14 protein-coding genes and 1 riboswitch are annotated in these 15793 nt (G+C 66.2%); of the genes, 4 read left to right on the top strand and 10 right to left on the bottom strand.

The window, feature by feature from the left end:
- Positions 1 to 183: 183 nt before the first annotated feature.
- The 3 genes from ACTJK8_RS28730 to ACTJK8_RS28720 all read right to left on the bottom strand — a co-directional run bounded on the left by ACTJK8_RS28730 (position 184) and on the right by ACTJK8_RS28720 (position 2267).
- Entirely contained in the window at positions 184 to 444 is a 261-nt protein-coding gene (locus ACTJK8_RS28730) for a PilZ domain-containing protein (RefSeq protein ID WP_012321658.1), read from the bottom strand.
- 311 nt (positions 445 to 755) lie between these two features.
- Entirely contained in the window at positions 756 to 1277 is a 522-nt protein-coding gene (locus ACTJK8_RS28725) for a hypothetical protein (RefSeq protein WP_440762927.1), read from the bottom strand.
- 519 nt (positions 1278 to 1796) lie between these two features.
- The gene (locus tag ACTJK8_RS28720; RefSeq protein ID WP_012338168.1) at positions 1797 to 2267 is read right to left on the bottom strand and encodes a PAS domain-containing protein; all 471 of its coding nucleotides are present in this window, start codon (positions 2265 to 2267) and stop codon (positions 1797 to 1799) included.
- A gap of 291 nt (positions 2268 to 2558) precedes the next feature.
- Here ACTJK8_RS28720 and ACTJK8_RS28715 point away from each other — a divergent pair, with 291 nt between their 5' ends.
- Positions 2559 to 3962, top strand: coding sequence for a methyl-accepting chemotaxis protein (locus ACTJK8_RS28715; RefSeq protein ID WP_246694657.1), 1404 nt, complete (start codon positions 2559 to 2561; stop codon positions 3960 to 3962).
- A 9-nt stretch (positions 3963 to 3971) separates the two neighbouring features.
- A complete protein-coding gene (locus ACTJK8_RS28710) occupies positions 3972 to 4304 on the top strand; it encodes a hypothetical protein (RefSeq protein ID WP_012338170.1) in 333 nt (110 codons plus the stop codon).
- 515 nt (positions 4305 to 4819) lie between these two features.
- On the opposite strand, the gene ACTJK8_RS28705 is transcribed toward ACTJK8_RS28710, so the two are convergent.
- The 7 genes from ACTJK8_RS28705 to nikA are packed head-to-tail and all read right to left on the bottom strand — an operon-like array spanning position 4820 to position 12445.
- Complete coding sequence (locus ACTJK8_RS28705) at positions 4820 to 7036, bottom strand: TonB-dependent siderophore receptor (protein ID WP_012329794.1); 2217 nt, start codon at positions 7034 to 7036, stop codon at positions 4820 to 4822.
- Positions 7037 to 7038: 2 nt separating this feature from the next.
- Positions 7039 to 7500 carry a nickel-responsive transcriptional regulator NikR gene (gene nikR, locus ACTJK8_RS28700; RefSeq protein WP_012329795.1) on the bottom strand — a complete coding sequence of 154 codons (462 nt, stop codon included), beginning with the start codon at positions 7498 to 7500 and terminating at the stop codon, positions 7039 to 7041.
- A complete protein-coding gene (locus tag ACTJK8_RS28695; RefSeq protein WP_012329796.1) occupies positions 7500 to 8291 on the bottom strand; it encodes an ATP-binding cassette domain-containing protein in 792 nt (263 codons plus the stop codon). The genes nikR and ACTJK8_RS28695 overlap by 1 nt, the downstream gene beginning before the upstream one ends.
- On the bottom strand, positions 8288 to 9070 hold the full coding sequence (locus ACTJK8_RS28690; protein ID WP_012329797.1) for a nickel import ATP-binding protein NikD: 783 nt from the start codon (positions 9068 to 9070) through the stop codon (positions 8288 to 8290). Before ACTJK8_RS28690 ends, ACTJK8_RS28695 begins: the two co-directional genes overlap by 4 nt.
- Positions 9067 to 9894, bottom strand: a complete 828-nt coding sequence (gene nikC / locus ACTJK8_RS28685) for a nickel ABC transporter permease subunit NikC (protein WP_440762934.1) — start codon at positions 9892 to 9894, stop codon at positions 9067 to 9069. The genes ACTJK8_RS28690 and nikC overlap by 4 nt, the downstream gene beginning before the upstream one ends.
- A gap of 20 nt (positions 9895 to 9914) precedes the next feature.
- Positions 9915 to 10859, bottom strand: coding sequence for a nickel ABC transporter permease subunit NikB (gene nikB, locus ACTJK8_RS28680; RefSeq protein WP_041373042.1), 945 nt, complete (start codon positions 10857 to 10859; stop codon positions 9915 to 9917).
- Positions 10860 to 10870: 11 nt separating this feature from the next.
- Positions 10871 to 12445, bottom strand: a complete 1575-nt coding sequence (nikA, locus tag ACTJK8_RS28675; protein WP_059408529.1) for a nickel ABC transporter substrate-binding protein — start codon at positions 12443 to 12445, stop codon at positions 10871 to 10873.
- Between the two features lie 292 nt (positions 12446 to 12737).
- Positions 12738 to 12946, top strand: a riboswitch (cobalamin riboswitch).
- A 119-nt stretch (positions 12947 to 13065) separates the two neighbouring features.
- On the opposite strand from nikA, the gene ACTJK8_RS28670 reads away from it, so the two are divergent.
- Together ACTJK8_RS28670 and ACTJK8_RS28665 are read left to right on the top strand one after the other, a co-directional pair.
- Positions 13066 to 15036 carry a TonB-dependent receptor plug domain-containing protein gene (locus ACTJK8_RS28670; protein ID WP_440762926.1) on the top strand — a complete coding sequence of 657 codons (1971 nt, stop codon included), beginning with the start codon at positions 13066 to 13068 and terminating at the stop codon, positions 15034 to 15036.
- 8 nt (positions 15037 to 15044) lie between these two features.
- On the top strand, positions 15045 to 15793 hold a 749-nt coding region (locus tag ACTJK8_RS28665; protein ID WP_440762925.1), incomplete at its 3' end, for an ABC transporter substrate-binding protein.

Raw genomic sequence — 15793 nt, 5'->3', positions numbered from 1 at the left:
GCTATCACGCTTGCGACCCGCTCCGGTCGCCTCTGCGGCAGCCATAGCATCCCACAAGCGGCCATCCCGCGACCGTTTGGCAGCTTCAGCTCAGGCCGGAGCTCGTCCCTCAACCCGCAAACAATCCGTGGCGGGCGCCCTGTCGCTACGCTTCTGGTCCTGCCAAAGGATGCAGAGGCGTGCTTAGAAACTGCCGTTACTCAGGAAGGCAACTCCGATCCGATCAGTGCCACGCCATACGAGTTCAGCGCGCAGCGTCCAGCCCTTTTTGGGCACGATAAGATCGAAGTAGCCAGGGAGGATGGCTGTCTCGCTTAGAACGAGCTTCGCCCCATTCTGGGATAGGTCGCGCACAAGGCAATCGACAACACAGTAGCTTGCATCGAAGGAAATTTTAGCACCCAGATAAGTCCGGAGCCGTGGGGTGTTACGACGCTCTAGCATGATCGACGATCTCAAATCGAAACATAACGTTCGGTTTAGATTTCATTAAGCAATTTTGCCGCCATCCCACCGTAGTGACCTGCCGCGTTCACTCGACACCGCGTCACGTTTCGCTCCGTCATGTCATGTCATGATGCTTGACGACGGCAGCAGGTTGGCGCCGCAGGTTTATCATTCACTCATGAGCAGACGCTCCGGCCCCGACCCAACTGAGCTGTGCGGATCAGCGCCAGGGCTTTTCCGAACGGGCCGCTCGATAATGATTGGGCAAGTTCCATTTAATGTATTACCAGCTCGACCTATGAAAATGGTCATGGATCATCAAATTTTATAGAACAGCGTTCGATCCATGATTGCGGCAAGACATTTACGGTCGCACTTGAAGGCAATTTATAAAATTCCAGCTTGCGATAACTCCATGCGTAGGGTTTGCACTCTTTGAGTGCTGCGGTGTGTAGAAAAAACTGAAAATTAGAGGGCGCATGGCGAATGGAAGAGAAAAATGACTGTTCTTCGACTTCATCGGCTTTGAATATTAGGACAGCGTGATGCCTAATCGCATCTGCAAGGAGCCCCACGATCATAGTCGGCATCAAAATGGCCAATATTACAAATGCCATCAGACGGCAGATCTCCGGAAGCATATTCCTAAGGAGCCGCACAACGACCAAGACGGAGGCAGCAACTGAGAGGGCAACGATGCCACGCCAGAAAGGTATACCGAGCCGGTCGGCCCATATCGTCAAGAGGGCAATCGGCTGCGCTGGATTGCCGAATAACGCTGAAGTCAGCATGCCGTAAGCGACCACAGCCAACAAGAGTTTATCTTTCATCAAATTCTGGTAATCTCACTGTCGCAGAGCCTCCGAATAGACGAGCAGCAGAAAGCACTATCGCAGCTTGTACCGCAAATTTTGTTGGCGCCTCAAGCGTGACAGAGATGTCCGCTTGGACACATTTCCGTCCGGAAGCAGACCGGCTGGAAACCACCCCGAGCAGACAGTCCGATAGCGACCCAACCCAGCCGCTCAAGCCGCCATCAGCGCTTCCCGAAAGCGGCCATTCATCAGCCCTCCAATGACTGCGGCACGGAGCGGGAAGCGGACTTTGGCGCTGCGTCCGAGACCGGACTCCACACCACCAGCGACTGATCGGGATTGGGTGCACCTTCAACGAACCAGCGCTGACACCCACTGGTCCGCTTCGAAGATAACCAGCCCTGAAATGAGCACGTTCCGCTCGGGGCGATCCTTGAATTCTTATATTTGAAATACAATTTCAGCTGAGCACGGGTTGCGGATTGATACCAAGGCTACAATCTTGATCACTCGATTTTATTTCTACTTGAATACTCATTCAAAAGCTGGAATTTTCAGGAACGGGATGTTGCTGCATTCCAGTTGCCCTACAGCGGTGTAGCGACCTGCTCCGCCCCTCGTCGGCCGACCACGCCTGCGCACAACTTCCCGCTCGAAGGCTATGAACGCCTCCGCATGCCCATCCAGACCGCAGATTGGACGGATATCCAATTCGCACAGGTAGGCTTCGCCGCTCCTGCGATAGTTCTGGATGCGTCCGAGGAAGCGCCCCTGGCTCCGCAGCGCACGTTGGACCTGACGGGTCCCCTCCCGGCTGGTGCCCGCACCCTGAAGCATCCGGGGCGAGTGGCCCACGAGATCATCCGCACCGTAGCCGCTCATCCGCTGGAACGCGTCGTTCGCATACAGGATGGTCGGTCCGGGCTGGCCGAGATCCGCGCTGGTGACCAAAACACCCACGTCGAGAGGGTCAGCGACGTGCCGGACAAGATCGATCAGGTTCATAGCTCCGCTCCTCGGGTGCCCGAGGGATATTCAGGACTCATTAACTTCTGCTTAAAGGGCGTGACAGGAATTGTGTCACGGATTTTCGTGCTTTCATCGCCGAAATTCAGGAATCCTTAGAAGCCGTTGGCTCATCTATCCGACAATAGAGACCCGGCGATTTCTCGGCATTCGGCCGCGGCTCCAGGCAGAACCAATGTTTGGGGGTGTGAGATGAACTTGATGCGGACGTTCGCGCGGAGCGGCAACACCAGCGAGGTCGCCGCCCTCGCGGCCCTGCGCACCAACGTGATGATCGCCGACGCCGCGATGAACATCACCTACATGAACCCGGCTCTGACGCGGTTCATGCAGGAGGCCGAGGCCGACCTGAAGGCCGAACTGCCCCGCTTCGACGCGGCCAAGCTGGTGGGCAGCAACATCGATATCTTCCACAAGGATCCCTCTCACCAGCGCCGCATGCTCGCAGCCCTGGACAAGCCGCACGAGGCGACCATTCGGGTCGGCAAGCGCGTGTTCGACCTGCTCGTCACGCCGCTCGCGAAGGCGGGGCAACGCATCGGCTTCGTCGTGGAGTGGGCCGACGCCCAAGAGCGGCTGCTCAACCTGGATTACTCGGCCCAGATTGCTGCGATCAGCCGCTCGCAGGCGGTCATCGAGTTCCAGCCCGACGGCACCATCGTCACCGCCAACCGCAACTTCCTCGACCTGATGGGCTACAGCCTCGACGAGGTCCAGGGGCGGCACCACGGCATCTTCGTGGAGCCGGAGACCCGGACCAGTCGCGAATACAACGAATTCTGGGATCGACTGCGCAGGGGTGAGTACCAAGCCGCGCAGTTCAAGCGGCTGGCCCGCGACGGCCGGTCGGTCTGGATCGAGGGCTCGTACAACCCGATCCTCGACCGGCACGGCAAGGTGGCCAAGATCGTCAAGTTCGCGACCGACGTGACTGCCGACGTGAAGCGTCTCACGGAACTGAAGGTCCTCATCGACGAAAACTTCGCCGAGGTCGACCGCGCCGTCGGCCGCTCTAACGAGGAATCCGAGCAGGCGCGGGTCGCGGCCGGCAAGACCTCTGACAGCGTTCAGTCGGTGGCCGCCGCGGCCGAGGAACTGGCGCGCTCGGTCAACGAGATCGCCGCCAGCATGAGCAAGGCGCGCGCGACCAGCGACGAGGCGCAGCAGCAGACCCAGGCGGCCGGCGATCTGACCCAGAGGCTGAGCGACACGGCCACGGCCATGAGCGGGATCGTCGGCCTGATCCAGAACATCGCCAGCCAGATCAACCTGCTGGCGCTCAACGCCACCATCGAATCCGCCCGGGCCGGCGAGGCCGGCCGTGGCTTCGCGGTCGTGGCGCAGGAAGTGAAGAACCTCGCCAATCAGGCGTCCCGCGCCACCGACCAGATCGCCAGTGAGATCGGCAACGTACAGTCCGTCTCCGCGCAGGTCGTCGGCTCCTTGAGCACCATCCTGGCCTTGGTCGAGACGATGCGCGACTACGTAGTTCGCACGGCCGCGGCCGTCGAAGAGCAGAGCGTGGTCACCCAGGACATGTCGGCCAACATGCAGGATGCGGCCGGCGCGGTCGGCGCAATCGCGCAGAACATCGGGGCCATCTCGCAGGCGGTGGGCAGCGTGTCCCAGGCGGTCGAGACCACCAAGGGCGCAGCCCGCGTCCTGGCACGGTGAGAGGACGCTATGGCTCGGATCTACAGACTTCCCGTCATGCTCCAGGGCGAGGCCGGTCGGCGCCTGACCGATGACCTCGTCGCCATTCTGAAAGCGGGCGCGGATCCGGGACCGCGTCGCCATCAGATCGAGGTGTTGCGCACGTCGATCCGCGAGGCGCTACGAGTCCTGCCGAACGCTTTGGCCTCGGCGGCGGGCGCGCTCCCGCCCGAAGATCCGACGCGCTGCAGGGCCGAGCAGGCGGTGCGCCGCTTCATGGACGAGGTCGACGCGCTGGTGGCGATGGTCGAGCCCGAAGTCTCGACCGATCGATCGCCGCGCATCGCTGTTGCGACGCATTGAGCGTCAAGACGCGCGGCTCGGGTCGGGGCAGCGGACAGCAGGCGTCCTCCTACTCGCGGCGAGCGTCATCGTTGCCATCCCCCACTATCGTCGCGCCCTGACTTTACCCGTCCGACGCCATGATCGACGTGGCCAAGATCGCACTGGCCTGGAATGCCTATGACGCGTACCGCCAGATACTTGATGTGTAGTCGCACTACGTTCAGCAGATCGTAGCTGCTCGGATGCCGTTCTGATGGGCCGTGAGCGAGCGCAGCGGCCACGTCCGCATTGATGCGCGGCTGTCCCAGACCGGACCGGCGGAAAACCACCCATCTGAGACGCTTGGAGGTCATCCGCGCCAGCAGGATATGGTCGGAAGCTATCGACCCGCTTCGGACAGGAGCATATCCAGAAGCCAACGAACCTTCACCGGCCCGTTACGGTGACGCGGCGGTTCCTTGCGGGTCGCCCCTATATGGACACCAATCGGCATCAAGAGTTCGGTCGAAGTCGATCGTCGTAGGGCTTTAGTTTCAGAACCGCACCGTGAACGACCCGGTGATGCGCCGTGGGGAGCCCGGGTAGACGCGGAACACGTTCAGCGAGCTCTCGTAGTAGACCGTGTTGAAGATGTTCTCGACGTTGAGACCGAACCGCATATTCTCGTAGCGGTAGTAGGCCAGCGCGTCGGCCGCGATGTAGGCCGGCAGGACGAAACCGGATCCCGCCGCATCGCCCGGACGCTCGCCGACGCCGCGCACGCCGCCCCCGATGCCGAACCCCTTCCAGTCCCCACCCTGCACCTCGTATACGGCGAGTAGGCTGCCCGAGTGGCGCGGCACGTTGATGAGTGGCGCCCCCACCGGCAGCACGTTGTCCTTGGTCACCACCGCGTCGGCGTAGACATAGCCGGCCAGGATCTTCAGCTCCGGCGAGAGCTGCCCCTGCGCCGTCAGCTCGAAGCCCTGGCTGCGCACGGCCCCTGCCGCGAGCGAGAAGCCGCTGTTGTTCGGGTCCGGCGTCAGGACGTTCTGCCGATCCACCCGGAAGGTCGCCGCAGTCAGCAGCAGGTTGCCGCCGAACAGCTCGGCCTTGGCGCCGATCTCGTAGCCCTGTCCCGTCTCCGGCTTCAGCGGCTTGCCCGGCGACACGGCCGCGGCGTCGGGGCCGATATTGGGCCGGAAGCTCGTCCCGACGTTGGTGTAGAGCGATAGCCAGGGGACCGGCTGGTAAATGAGGCCCGCTCGCGGGGAGGCCGCGACCCGCGATTGGTCCGCCTGGCTGCGCGGGATGCGCTCCCGGAAGGAGTCCTCGAAGATGTCGAGCCGCGTGGCCACGAGCGCCCTCCACTCCGGGCTGAGCACGATCTGATCCTGGGCGTAGAGGGCGGTGTTAGTGACCCGCTCCAGGTTGTTGCGCGGGATGGTCAGCGGCGGCAGCGCCTGCCCGTAGACGGGCGCGTAGATGTCGAGGGCGTAGGGGTTCGTGCGGAAGTTCGAGCGCAGGTACAGGGTTCGGCTATCGGTACTCTCGCGCTCGAAACCGAGCAGGAGCGTATGACCGATCCCGCCCGTGTCGAAGCGCCCGATCAGGTCCGCCTGCCCGACCGCGACGTCCCAGCGATAGTCGCGCACGTTTCGGTCGCGGGCCACCGTCCGGTTGTCGGAGGCGATAGAGCGGATCTCAGCGGACTCACCGTCCAGCGTTCCGGTGGCGAAATGCGTCGCCAGACGCAACTGCCAGTCGTCGTTGAAGCGGTGGTCGATGCGCGCCTGGAGGATGTTCTGGCTCTGGTAGGTGCTCTGTCCCGGCTCCCCGAGGAAGCGCGAGATCGGCAGGAAGCCGAGCTGCTTGTTGATGGCGATCACGCCCCGGTCGAAGATGATCCGGTTCCGCTGGATGTCGGCCTCGACGGTGATGCGCGTGTCCGGCGTGATCTGCCAGCTCACCACCGGAGCGACGAGCAGTCGGTCGCTGTCGGCGAAGTCGCGGAAGCTTCCTGCGCCCTGGGCCGCGAAGTTGAAGCGGTAGAGGACGGTGCCGTCCTCGTTGAGCGGACCACCCGCGTCGACCGTCCCGCGGGTCAGGCCGAACGAGTCGACCTGATTGCCGAACTCGACGAAGCGCTGTGCGGTCGGCTGCTTGGTGATGATGTTGACGAGCCCGCCCGGATCGCTGCGTCCGAACAGGCCGGCGCCAGGGCCCTTCAGAACCTCGATACGCTCGATGTTCTGCGCGTCGGGCGGGGGCGGCGTGCCGCGGTTAAGGGGGAAGCCGTTCTGGTAGATCTCCGAGGTTGTGACGCCGCGGATGGCGTAGCTGAAGATGCTCAGGCCGCCGAAGTTGTTCTGCTGCGCCACGCCCGGCAGGTAATTGAAAACCCGGTCGACCCGGGTGGCGGCGAGGTCGGTGATGGCCTCGCGCGGCGCGACTGTGACCACCTGGGGGACATCCAGCTGCGGTGTATCGGTCTTGGTGCTGCTGACCGCCCGCCCAGCTCCGTAGCCCGGCGTGGGGCCGATAAGGCCGATGGTGCCGGAGGCGGTCGTCGTGCTGGACGGGGCGCCGGTCCCGACCGACGCGACCGACAACTCCTCCAGCGCGACGCTTTCCTGCGCCCGCGCCTCGTTAGATGGGGCGCCTGCCGCGAGCGCGGCCGCGAGGGCGAGACCGGTGCCGTTTCGGGCGCGATGTGACGAGCGGGTCACCCTTCGACGGACAGGGGCAGGGGTCGGATGGAGCACGGGCATCGTCACGTCCGGATATGCTCGTGGGGGTGGGGCATGAGCCCGTGCGGATGGTCAACGACCTCGATCCGCGCCGGGATGATCGACAGGCTGTCGTGGCGCACGCCACGCTGTGTCGCGATTGCGTCGACGAAGGCGTGGATCTCCCTGACACGTCCGCGCAGGACGAGGGTGTGCAGCGCCGCCTCGTGGTCCAGTGGCACCTGCACCTGCGTGATGACGAGATCATGCCTTGCCCGCTGTTCCTCCGCGAGGCGCTGCCCGAGGTCGCGCACGCCGGCTTCCGCCACGAAGGTGAATGTCGCCACGCAGGCGTGGTCGGGGTCGCGCTCCCGGCGCGCCTCCGCGAGCCCTCGGCGCAGCAGGTCCCGCATCGCCTCCGAACGGCCTGCATAGCAGCGGACCTCGGCGATCCGGTCGACCGCTTCGACGAGTTCGTGGTCCAGGGTGACGGTGATCCGCTGCATCAGTTTGCGCCCGCTGGGAGGGCCGGGAGGACGGCGTCGACGATCTCGCGTGCGGCCGGATGCTCAAGCTCAAGCCTCGGTCGGCACGGCGATGCGTCGACGATCCGCCCGGCGTCGAGAACGATGACCCGATCTGCGAACCGACGCGCCAGACGGATGTCATGCGTGACGAGCAGGAAGGCGGTTCCCTGTTCACGCCGCAGGACGGTTAGGCGGTCGAGGATCTCGATCTGTAGCGGCGCGTCCAGGTTCGAGACCGCCTCGTCGAGCACGACGAGCGCAGGCCTAGTCGCCAGCCCCCGGGCGAGACCGACACGCTGCACCTGGCCGCCGGAGAGCTGGCTCGGGAGCCACGCGATCACGGATGGGTCGAGCCCGACTAAAGACAGCAGCGCATGAACCCGGGCTCGCCTCGCCGCCGCCGAGAGGCCGGTGAGATGCCGCAACGGCTCCGCAATCGTCCGGCCTACTTTGTGTCGTGGGTTCACCGCCGAGAGCGGGTCCTGGAGAACCATCTGAACCGCCGACCTGAAAGCTCGTCGTCCAGCGTCGTCGAGCCCGGCTAGACCCAATCCGCGGAACCGCACGACACCGGCAGAGGGTCGTTCCAGGCCGAGGAGGAGGCGGGCGAGCGTGCTCTTGCCGGAACCGCTGCGTCCGATCAGGGCGACGCACTCGCCGTCCTCGATGGCAAAGTCGACATCTGCGAGGACGGGTCGAGGCGTGCCGGGGCGCCAGCCAGTGCCGGCGTAGACTTTGCCGAGCCCATGGGCGGACAGGAGGGCCGTCATAGCGCGGCCTCATGGAGGGCTTGATGGGCCGCGAGAAGCGCCCGCGTCTCCGGTCGGTCCGGCCGTGCGAAGACTGATGCCGTGTCGTCCGTCTCGACGATCCGTCCGTCCGCCATCACCGCCATGCGATCAGCGAGGCGGGCGACGACGCCCAGATCGTGCGTGACGATCAGGAGGCCGAGGCCTCGGTCGCGCACGAGGGCTGCCAGCAGGTCGAGGATACGAGCCTGGGCGACGAGGTCGAGATCCGTTGTCGGCTCGTCGGCAACTAGGAAGGGAGCCCTCGCGAGCAAGGCTAGCGCGATCATAGCGCGCTGGAGCATGCCGCCGGACATCTGGAACGGGTAGAGGTCCGGCACCCGCGGATCGTCGCCGAGCCCGACGGCCTCCAACGCCTCGCGCATCGCCGCCCGGCTCTCGGTGCGCTGAAGTCCCACGGCCGCGCCGGTTTCACTCGCATGGTCACCTATCGTGCGCAGCGGGTTGAAGGCCGAGCGGGGAGCCTGGAGCACGGTGGCGACCGTCCTGCCGCGGAGCTCAGCTGGCGCCACCGCCGTGCCGTCGAGGTGGACGCGACCGGCGACGCGCCGGGTCCCCGGCGGAAGCGTGTCGAGGAGCGCCGCGCAGGCCAGCGACTTGCCCGAGCCACTCGTGCCGACGAGGGCCAACACCTCGCCCGTGCGCATCTCGAACGATGCGTCCGCGACCAGCGGCACAGCCTCGGCTCCGCGCCGGGTCTCGACGCACAGGTTCTCGGCCCGGAGCACGCGCGGGCTCATAGGCCCCGCTCCGCAACCAACGTCGGATCGAGGCGGTCGCGCAGCGCGTCGCCGAGCTGGTTGAACGCGAGGACGGCGACAGCGATCGCGAGCCCCGGCCAGACGACCAGCAGGGGCCGTGTCCAGAAGAAGGTTCGGGCCTCGTTGATCATCACACCCCATTCTGGGTTCGGAGGCTGCACGCCGAGGCCGAGGAAAGACAGGCCGGCGACGTGGAGGGCCATGTGGCCGACGTCCAGGGTGGCGACCGCCGCGAGCGGCGGCAGGACCCCCGCCAGCACGTGCTCGATGAAGACCGCCACCGGCGACGCCCCCGCGATCCGGGCGGCAAGGACGTAGTCGCGCGTCTTGAGTTCGAGGACGAGACCTCGGACGATGCGGGCGTACCAAGCCCAGTGAGACAGCGCGATTGCCGCGATGACGTTGACGAGGCCGGTGCCGAACGCGCCGATCAGGAACAGCGCCAGCACGAAGGTCGGCACCGTCAGGAACACGTCGCACAGGCGCATGAGTAAGGCGTCGGTCCGACCTCCCAGCATCCCCGAGACGGCACCGACGCCGAGGCCCAGCGCCACTACAAGGGCCAGGGCGGCCGCGACGGTGCCGAGCGTCGTCTGCGCACCGGCGATCAGGCGGGACAGGATATCCCGTCCGAGATGGTCGGTGCCGAGGGGATGGAGGAGGCTCGACGATTCGAAGCGGGCGGTGAGGTTCACCGCCAAGGGGTCGTGCGGCGCGGCCAGCGATCCGAGGAGCGCCAGCACCAAGATCATGATGGCGAGCGCGCCGGGGACCGCGACCGATCCCAAGCCCGTGCGGGTCACCCGCCTGGATGCGGCCGGCCTCACGCCACCGCCTCCCCACCCAGACGCATGCGCGGATCGAGCCAGGCATAGGCGATGTCGACCGCGAGGTTGCAGAGGACGAACACCGCGGTCATGACCAGGGTGAAGCACTGGATGACCGGGTAGTCGCGGTTGTAGATCGCCGAGACCGCGTAGCGGCCGACGCCCGGCCACGAGAAGATCGTCTCGACCACGAGCGCGCCGCCCAGGAGTTCGCCGACATGCATGCCGGTGGCGGTCACGACCGGAACCAGGGCGTTCCGGAACACGTGTCGGCGTTGCACGGTTCGCTCGGGGAGCCCGCGCAGACGTGCGTAGAGGACGTGGCGCGTGCCCGCGACCTCCAGCATGCTCGCCCGCAGGAGGCGAGCGTTGACCGAGAGCGACATCAGGCAGATCGCCAGCGCCGGCATGACGAGATGCGCGAGTGTGCCTCGCCCCATCGGCGGCAGCCATCCCAGGGTGACCGAGAAGAGCGCGACGAGCAGGAAGGCGATCCAGAAGTTCGGCAGCGAGACGCCGAGCACGGCGATCCCACGCACGAGGCGATCCTGCCAGCCGCCGCGATGGGCGGCCGCCCAGGCGCCCAGCGGCAGGCTGACGGCAATGGTGACGGCGAGCGCGGTCCCGGCGAGTTCGAGGGTCGCGGGCAGGTAGCCGAGGAGCTCAGGCAGGACCGGCCGGCGCGTGACGTAGGAGAGGCCGAAATCCCCTTGCAGGGCGCGCCAAAGCCAATCGAGGTATTGGACGACGAATGGTCGGTCGAGGCCGAGCAGGATACGTGCGTCGGCGAGGGCGGCGTCGGTGGGAGGTATCTGCGACAGGCGCAGGTAGTCGAGGGCCGGGTCGCCCTGGCCAAGCCGCAGCATCACGAACACGAGGATCGACACGCCGAGTAGCATCGGCGGGATCAGTGCGAGGCGGGCGGCGATGAAGCGGAGCATCGGCGTGGCGGTCATCGGGCCGCCGGCCGCATGGCAGCGAAGGGGATCTCGTTGATCGTCGCGCCGAAGCCGACGTCCGTTATCGAGGTACGATGAACCTCTATGGCCACGGCGTGAGAGATCGGCAGGTAGATTGCGGCCTCGTGCAGGGTGGTCAGCAGCTTGGCATAGAGCCGTCGGCGCTCGGTCTCGTCGGTCGTGGCGAGCACTTCCGCGATGGTCGCGTCGATGCCCGGCTTCTCCGGCAGCCCGACCTGCGCCTGATAGTCTGCGTGTGACGGGGTGCGCATCGAACTGATGAAAGAGGCGGGATCGTAGGGCGGCCCCCAGGTCTCGCCGAAGATCAGGCCGAAGCGGCCATCCTTCTGGCGGGCCAGGATCGAACTCTCCTCCTCACCGATCAGCCGGACGTCGATGCCCACGCGGCTAAGATCGGACTGGAGAACCTCGGCAATCGCCCGCTGCTGAGCGTTTGTCCCGACGAAATCGATCTCGACGGCAAGGCGGCGTCCGTCCTTCTCACGCACGCCGTCACGCCCAAGCGTCCAGCCGGCGGCATCGAGCATGCGGGAGGCCGCGGCCCGGTCGAAGCCGTAGGGCTTCAGCCCGACGTCGGCGTACGGCACGCGCGGCGCAAACAGGAAGTCCGCGCGCGGCTCGATCCCGTCGAGTACCGTCCGGACCAGCGTGTCCTTGTCGACGGCGTGGTTGATGGCGAGGCGGACCGCCCGATCATCGGTCGGGAAGCGCGCGGAGTTCATCGCCAGCACCCGGGTCGCCAGCGGCGGCGAGACCGCTGCGGCAAAGTTCGGGGCCATGTCCCGAAGGCGGACGAAGGCTTCCGAAGGAATCTGGCCGGCCGCGCCATAGACGAAGTCGATCTCCCCCGTCTGCAGGGCGATGACGCGGGTGTTGGGATCGGGGATGACCTTGACGACGAGCCGGTCGAAGATGGGTCTCGGGCCCCAGTAACCCGGGGTGCTCTCGAACGTGTCGGAGACGCCGAGCTGAGTATCGACGAGCCGCCACGGCCCAGTGCCGACCGGCGCCCTGATGCCGACGGCCGTCGTACCGCCAGGGCCCATGGCGCTCGGAGACAGGAACCGGAAGGGCCGCGGCAGGGAAAGTTCGAGCAGCGTCGGGTAGTGCGGCGCCTTCAGGACGAGGCGGAACGCCAGAGGCCCGACAACTTCTGTGCGTTCGATCTGCTGGACGAGATCGAGCCACGCGTGCCGCGGACGGTTGGCCAGGATCGCGTCGAAGTTCGCCTTGACCGCTTTCGCGTCGAAGGGCGTGCCATCACTGAAGGTCACGCCGGGGCGCAGTACGAAATCGTAGGTCCGCCCGTCCTCAGAGATGGTCCACGAGGTCGCGAGCCAGGGCTCGACCGATCCATCACCGCGGTACTTCACCAAAGGCTCGTAGACGCTCGCCTGCGCGAACATCTGGTTGGGCGCGTAGAGGTGCGGGTTCAGCGGTCCGACATTCGAGGGCCACGAGTAGGTGAGTTGCCCGGCGGCTGTCTGGGGCGGTCCGAGGAAGCTCGCCGCCATCGCGGCGACGGCGAGGGTCGCCAACTTGGTCATGTATGGGTCGCGGTATGAGGATCGCCGCCGAACATCATACACCGCCCAAGCTTGACCGTGAACCCTTTCCAACAGGGTGTTCACCGCGACCGAGGATTGGACACCCTTCGCTAAGGTGTTCAGTACGTCCCACCTCTATCCTGTGGGAGCCCGGCGGACGTTCGTCGCTTGGCGAGGGTGTGAATTCAAAACGGATCGGCGGAAAGCCACACTGCTTAGACATCAACCGACGCCTCAAATGCCACACATCTGAACAACGTGCTTCCGTGCGTTGACGGATAGATGCACCGCAGCCTAGCTTGAGCAAGACGGTTCCCCTCGGGGATCAAAAGGGAACGCGGTGAGGTCAGGCCCGTGAGGGCTCGGCCGATACCGCGGCTGCCCCCGCAACTGTAAGCGGCGAGTCCTTCATCACCACGTCACTGGGCGGCCTCGTCCGGGAAGACGATGAGAGGGCGACGACCCGCGAGCCAGGAGACCTGCCGTCAGCCGTGGTCACACGCGGAGCTTGCCGGGCGGGGTGTCCTGGGAGGTGTCGCGGCGCCGTGGTTCCTTGGAGGACGCGACCGCCGAGGCCTCGTTCGCGGTGACGTGCCACAGCCGTCCCCCGAGGCCGTCCCGTGTCCAGTCCCGTTTCCTCCGCGCTCCGGCGCACGCTGGCGCTGTCCTGCGCCGCATCCGCGCTGCTCGTCTCCATTCCCGCCCGCGCGCAGCAGGTCGCCGCGCCCTTCGCCGATGCCCAGGGAGGCGCGCAAGCTGCGGTCTCCCTGTCCGAGATCTCCGTGTCGGCTACCGGCGTGCCGACGCCAATTGCCAACACAGGATCGAGTGTCACCGTGCTCACCGACCGCCTGCTTCAGGAGCAGCAGCGCCGGACGGCGCCGGATGCTCTGCAGCAGGTGCCGGGCCTCAACGTCGTGCAGACCGGCGGCGCCGGCGGCCAAACCTCGGTCTTCATCCGGGGCACCAACTCGAACCACGTGAAGGTCCAGATCGACGGCATCGACGTCAACGACCCCTCGACCCCGAACCGCGCCTTCGACTTCAGCCAGCTCCAGACCTACGACCTCTCGCGGATCGAGGTGCTGCGCGGGCCCCAAAGCGGCCTCTACGGGGCCGACGCCATCGGCGGCGTCATCTCCGTCGTCACCAAGCGCGGCGAAGGGCCGGCTCGGGCGACGGCGACCGTCGAGGGCGGCTCGTTCGGCACCTTCAACCAGTTCGGCAACATCTCCGGCTCGGAGGGGATCTTCGACTACTCGGTGTCGGTCGGCCACATCCGGCAATCCGCCGTCCAGGTCACGCCGTTCGAATTGCTGCCTCGCGGGGTGCCGTTGCGGACCGCCTTCACCGACATCAAGACGGTCTCGACCAAGCTCGGGGCGCAACTCACCGACGAATTCCGATTCAACTACGTGCTGCGCTTCTCCGACAGCGCCTATCTCGACCAGGCCGACGGCGGTTTTCCGTACGTGCCGCTGCCGTACCGGAACCTCAACGACCAGCAGCAACTGATCATGAGGGGCGAGGCCGAGTGGACGCCGGTGCCGGGCTTCCACAACGTCTTCGGGGCGAACTACTCGAAGTTCGACCGCCTGTTCGCCGGCCCGCTCGACCCGCTCGCGCCGCCGACGCCCACCACCTACCTCGGTGAGCGGACCCGGTTCGACTACCGCGGCGACTGGCAGGTCTCACCCGGCAACCTCGTCCTGTTCGGGGCCCAGCGCGAGGACGAGCGCTTCGAGACGACCGGCATCGACCGGTCCAACGGCAACACCGCCGGCTTCGCCGAGCTTCAGACGACGCCCTTCGCGGGAGCCGCGCTGGTCGCCAACATCCGCCACGACGCGAACGACCAGTTCGGCGGCGCGACCACCTTTCGGGTGGCGCCGAGCTACATCGTGCCCGGCACCGATACCCGCCTGAAGGGCAGCGTCGGCACCGGCTTCAAGCCGCCGACCCTGAGCCAGCTCTACCAGGACTACCCGGGCTTCCGCTTCTTCGGGAACCCGAACCTGCGGCCGGAGGACAGCTTCGGGTTCGACGGCGGCTTCGAGCAGCCGCTGTTCGACGGGTTCATGACCGTGGGCGCGACCTACTACCAGACCGATTTCAAGAACCTGATCCAGACGGCCTACTACCCGACCTTCTCCACCAACGTGAACGTCGGTCGGGCGACCGCCTACGGCACCGAGAGCTTTGTCGCCCTGCGCTTCAACGAGTCCTGGAGCGGGCGGCTGGACTGGACCACCACTGTGACGAAGGACGAGATCGCCCACCAGGAGCTGCTGCGTCGGCCTCGCAACAAGGTCAGCGCGACCGCGATCTGGAACCTGATGCCGGGCTTGACCATGACCGGCACGCTCATCGTGCTGGGGTCGTTCGTGGACGGGAACAGGGACTTCTCCGTGCCCCGCCTGAAGGCCCCCGGCTTCACGCTGGTGAACCTGTCAATCAACTACGCCTGGAGCGAGACCCTGACGGTGTTCGGGCGGATCGATAACCTGTTCGACCAGCGCTACCAGAACCCGACCGGCTTCCAGGGCCCGGGGCTCGCCGTCTACGGTGGCGTCCGCGTGGCGTCGTTCTGAGGTCGCCGATGCCGTCGCGCCGCATGCTTGCCCTCACGGCAATCCTGTCCGCCGTACCCATGGGTGCAGCGGCGGCACCCGTGCGGGTAGTCTCGATGAACTTATGTGCCGACGAGCTCGTCCTGCGGCTGGCCGACCGCGACCAGGTGCTGGCGGTCACCTATCTCGCTCGCGACCCGCGTGGGTCGACGGTCGCAAGCGAGGCGGTCGGGCTGCCAGTGACGCGGGGTCTGACCGAGGAGGTCGTAGCCCTGAAGCCCGACCTTGTGATCGCCGGTGCGTTCACGACCCGCACGACGGTGGGCATGTTGAAGCGCGTCGGCGCCCCCGTGCTCGAACTCGGCGTGCCGGCCGACCTCGACGGCGTCCGTGCGCAGATCCGGCAGGTCGCGGCGGCGCTCGGCCATCCCGAACGGGGCGAGGCGATGGTGGCGGCGCTCGATGCGCGTCTTGCCGCCATCTTGCCGGCCAAGCGGCCTCTACGCGCCCTGGTGATGCGTCCGAACGCCTTCACGGTGGCACCCGGCGGGCTCGGGGACGCGCTGATCCGCGCCGCCGGCCTCGTCAACGTCTCGGCCGAGATCGGGCGTGACCGCCTGGGGCAGGTGCCCCTCGAAGCGGCGGCGCTGGCGAACCCGGACCTGATCGTCGTCGATGAAGGAGCGCCGGGCTGGCCATCGCTCGCCGACACACTCCTGCACCATCCGGTTTTTCGGGCTCTCGCGCGGGCGCATCGAACGGTCGACATCCCGAACCG

The organism is Methylobacterium sp. 22177 (genome assembly GCF_052045615.1).
Taxonomy (GTDB): domain Bacteria; phylum Pseudomonadota; class Alphaproteobacteria; order Rhizobiales; family Beijerinckiaceae; genus Methylobacterium; species Methylobacterium radiotolerans.
This window is presented reverse-complemented; position numbering and strand designations above follow the sequence as displayed.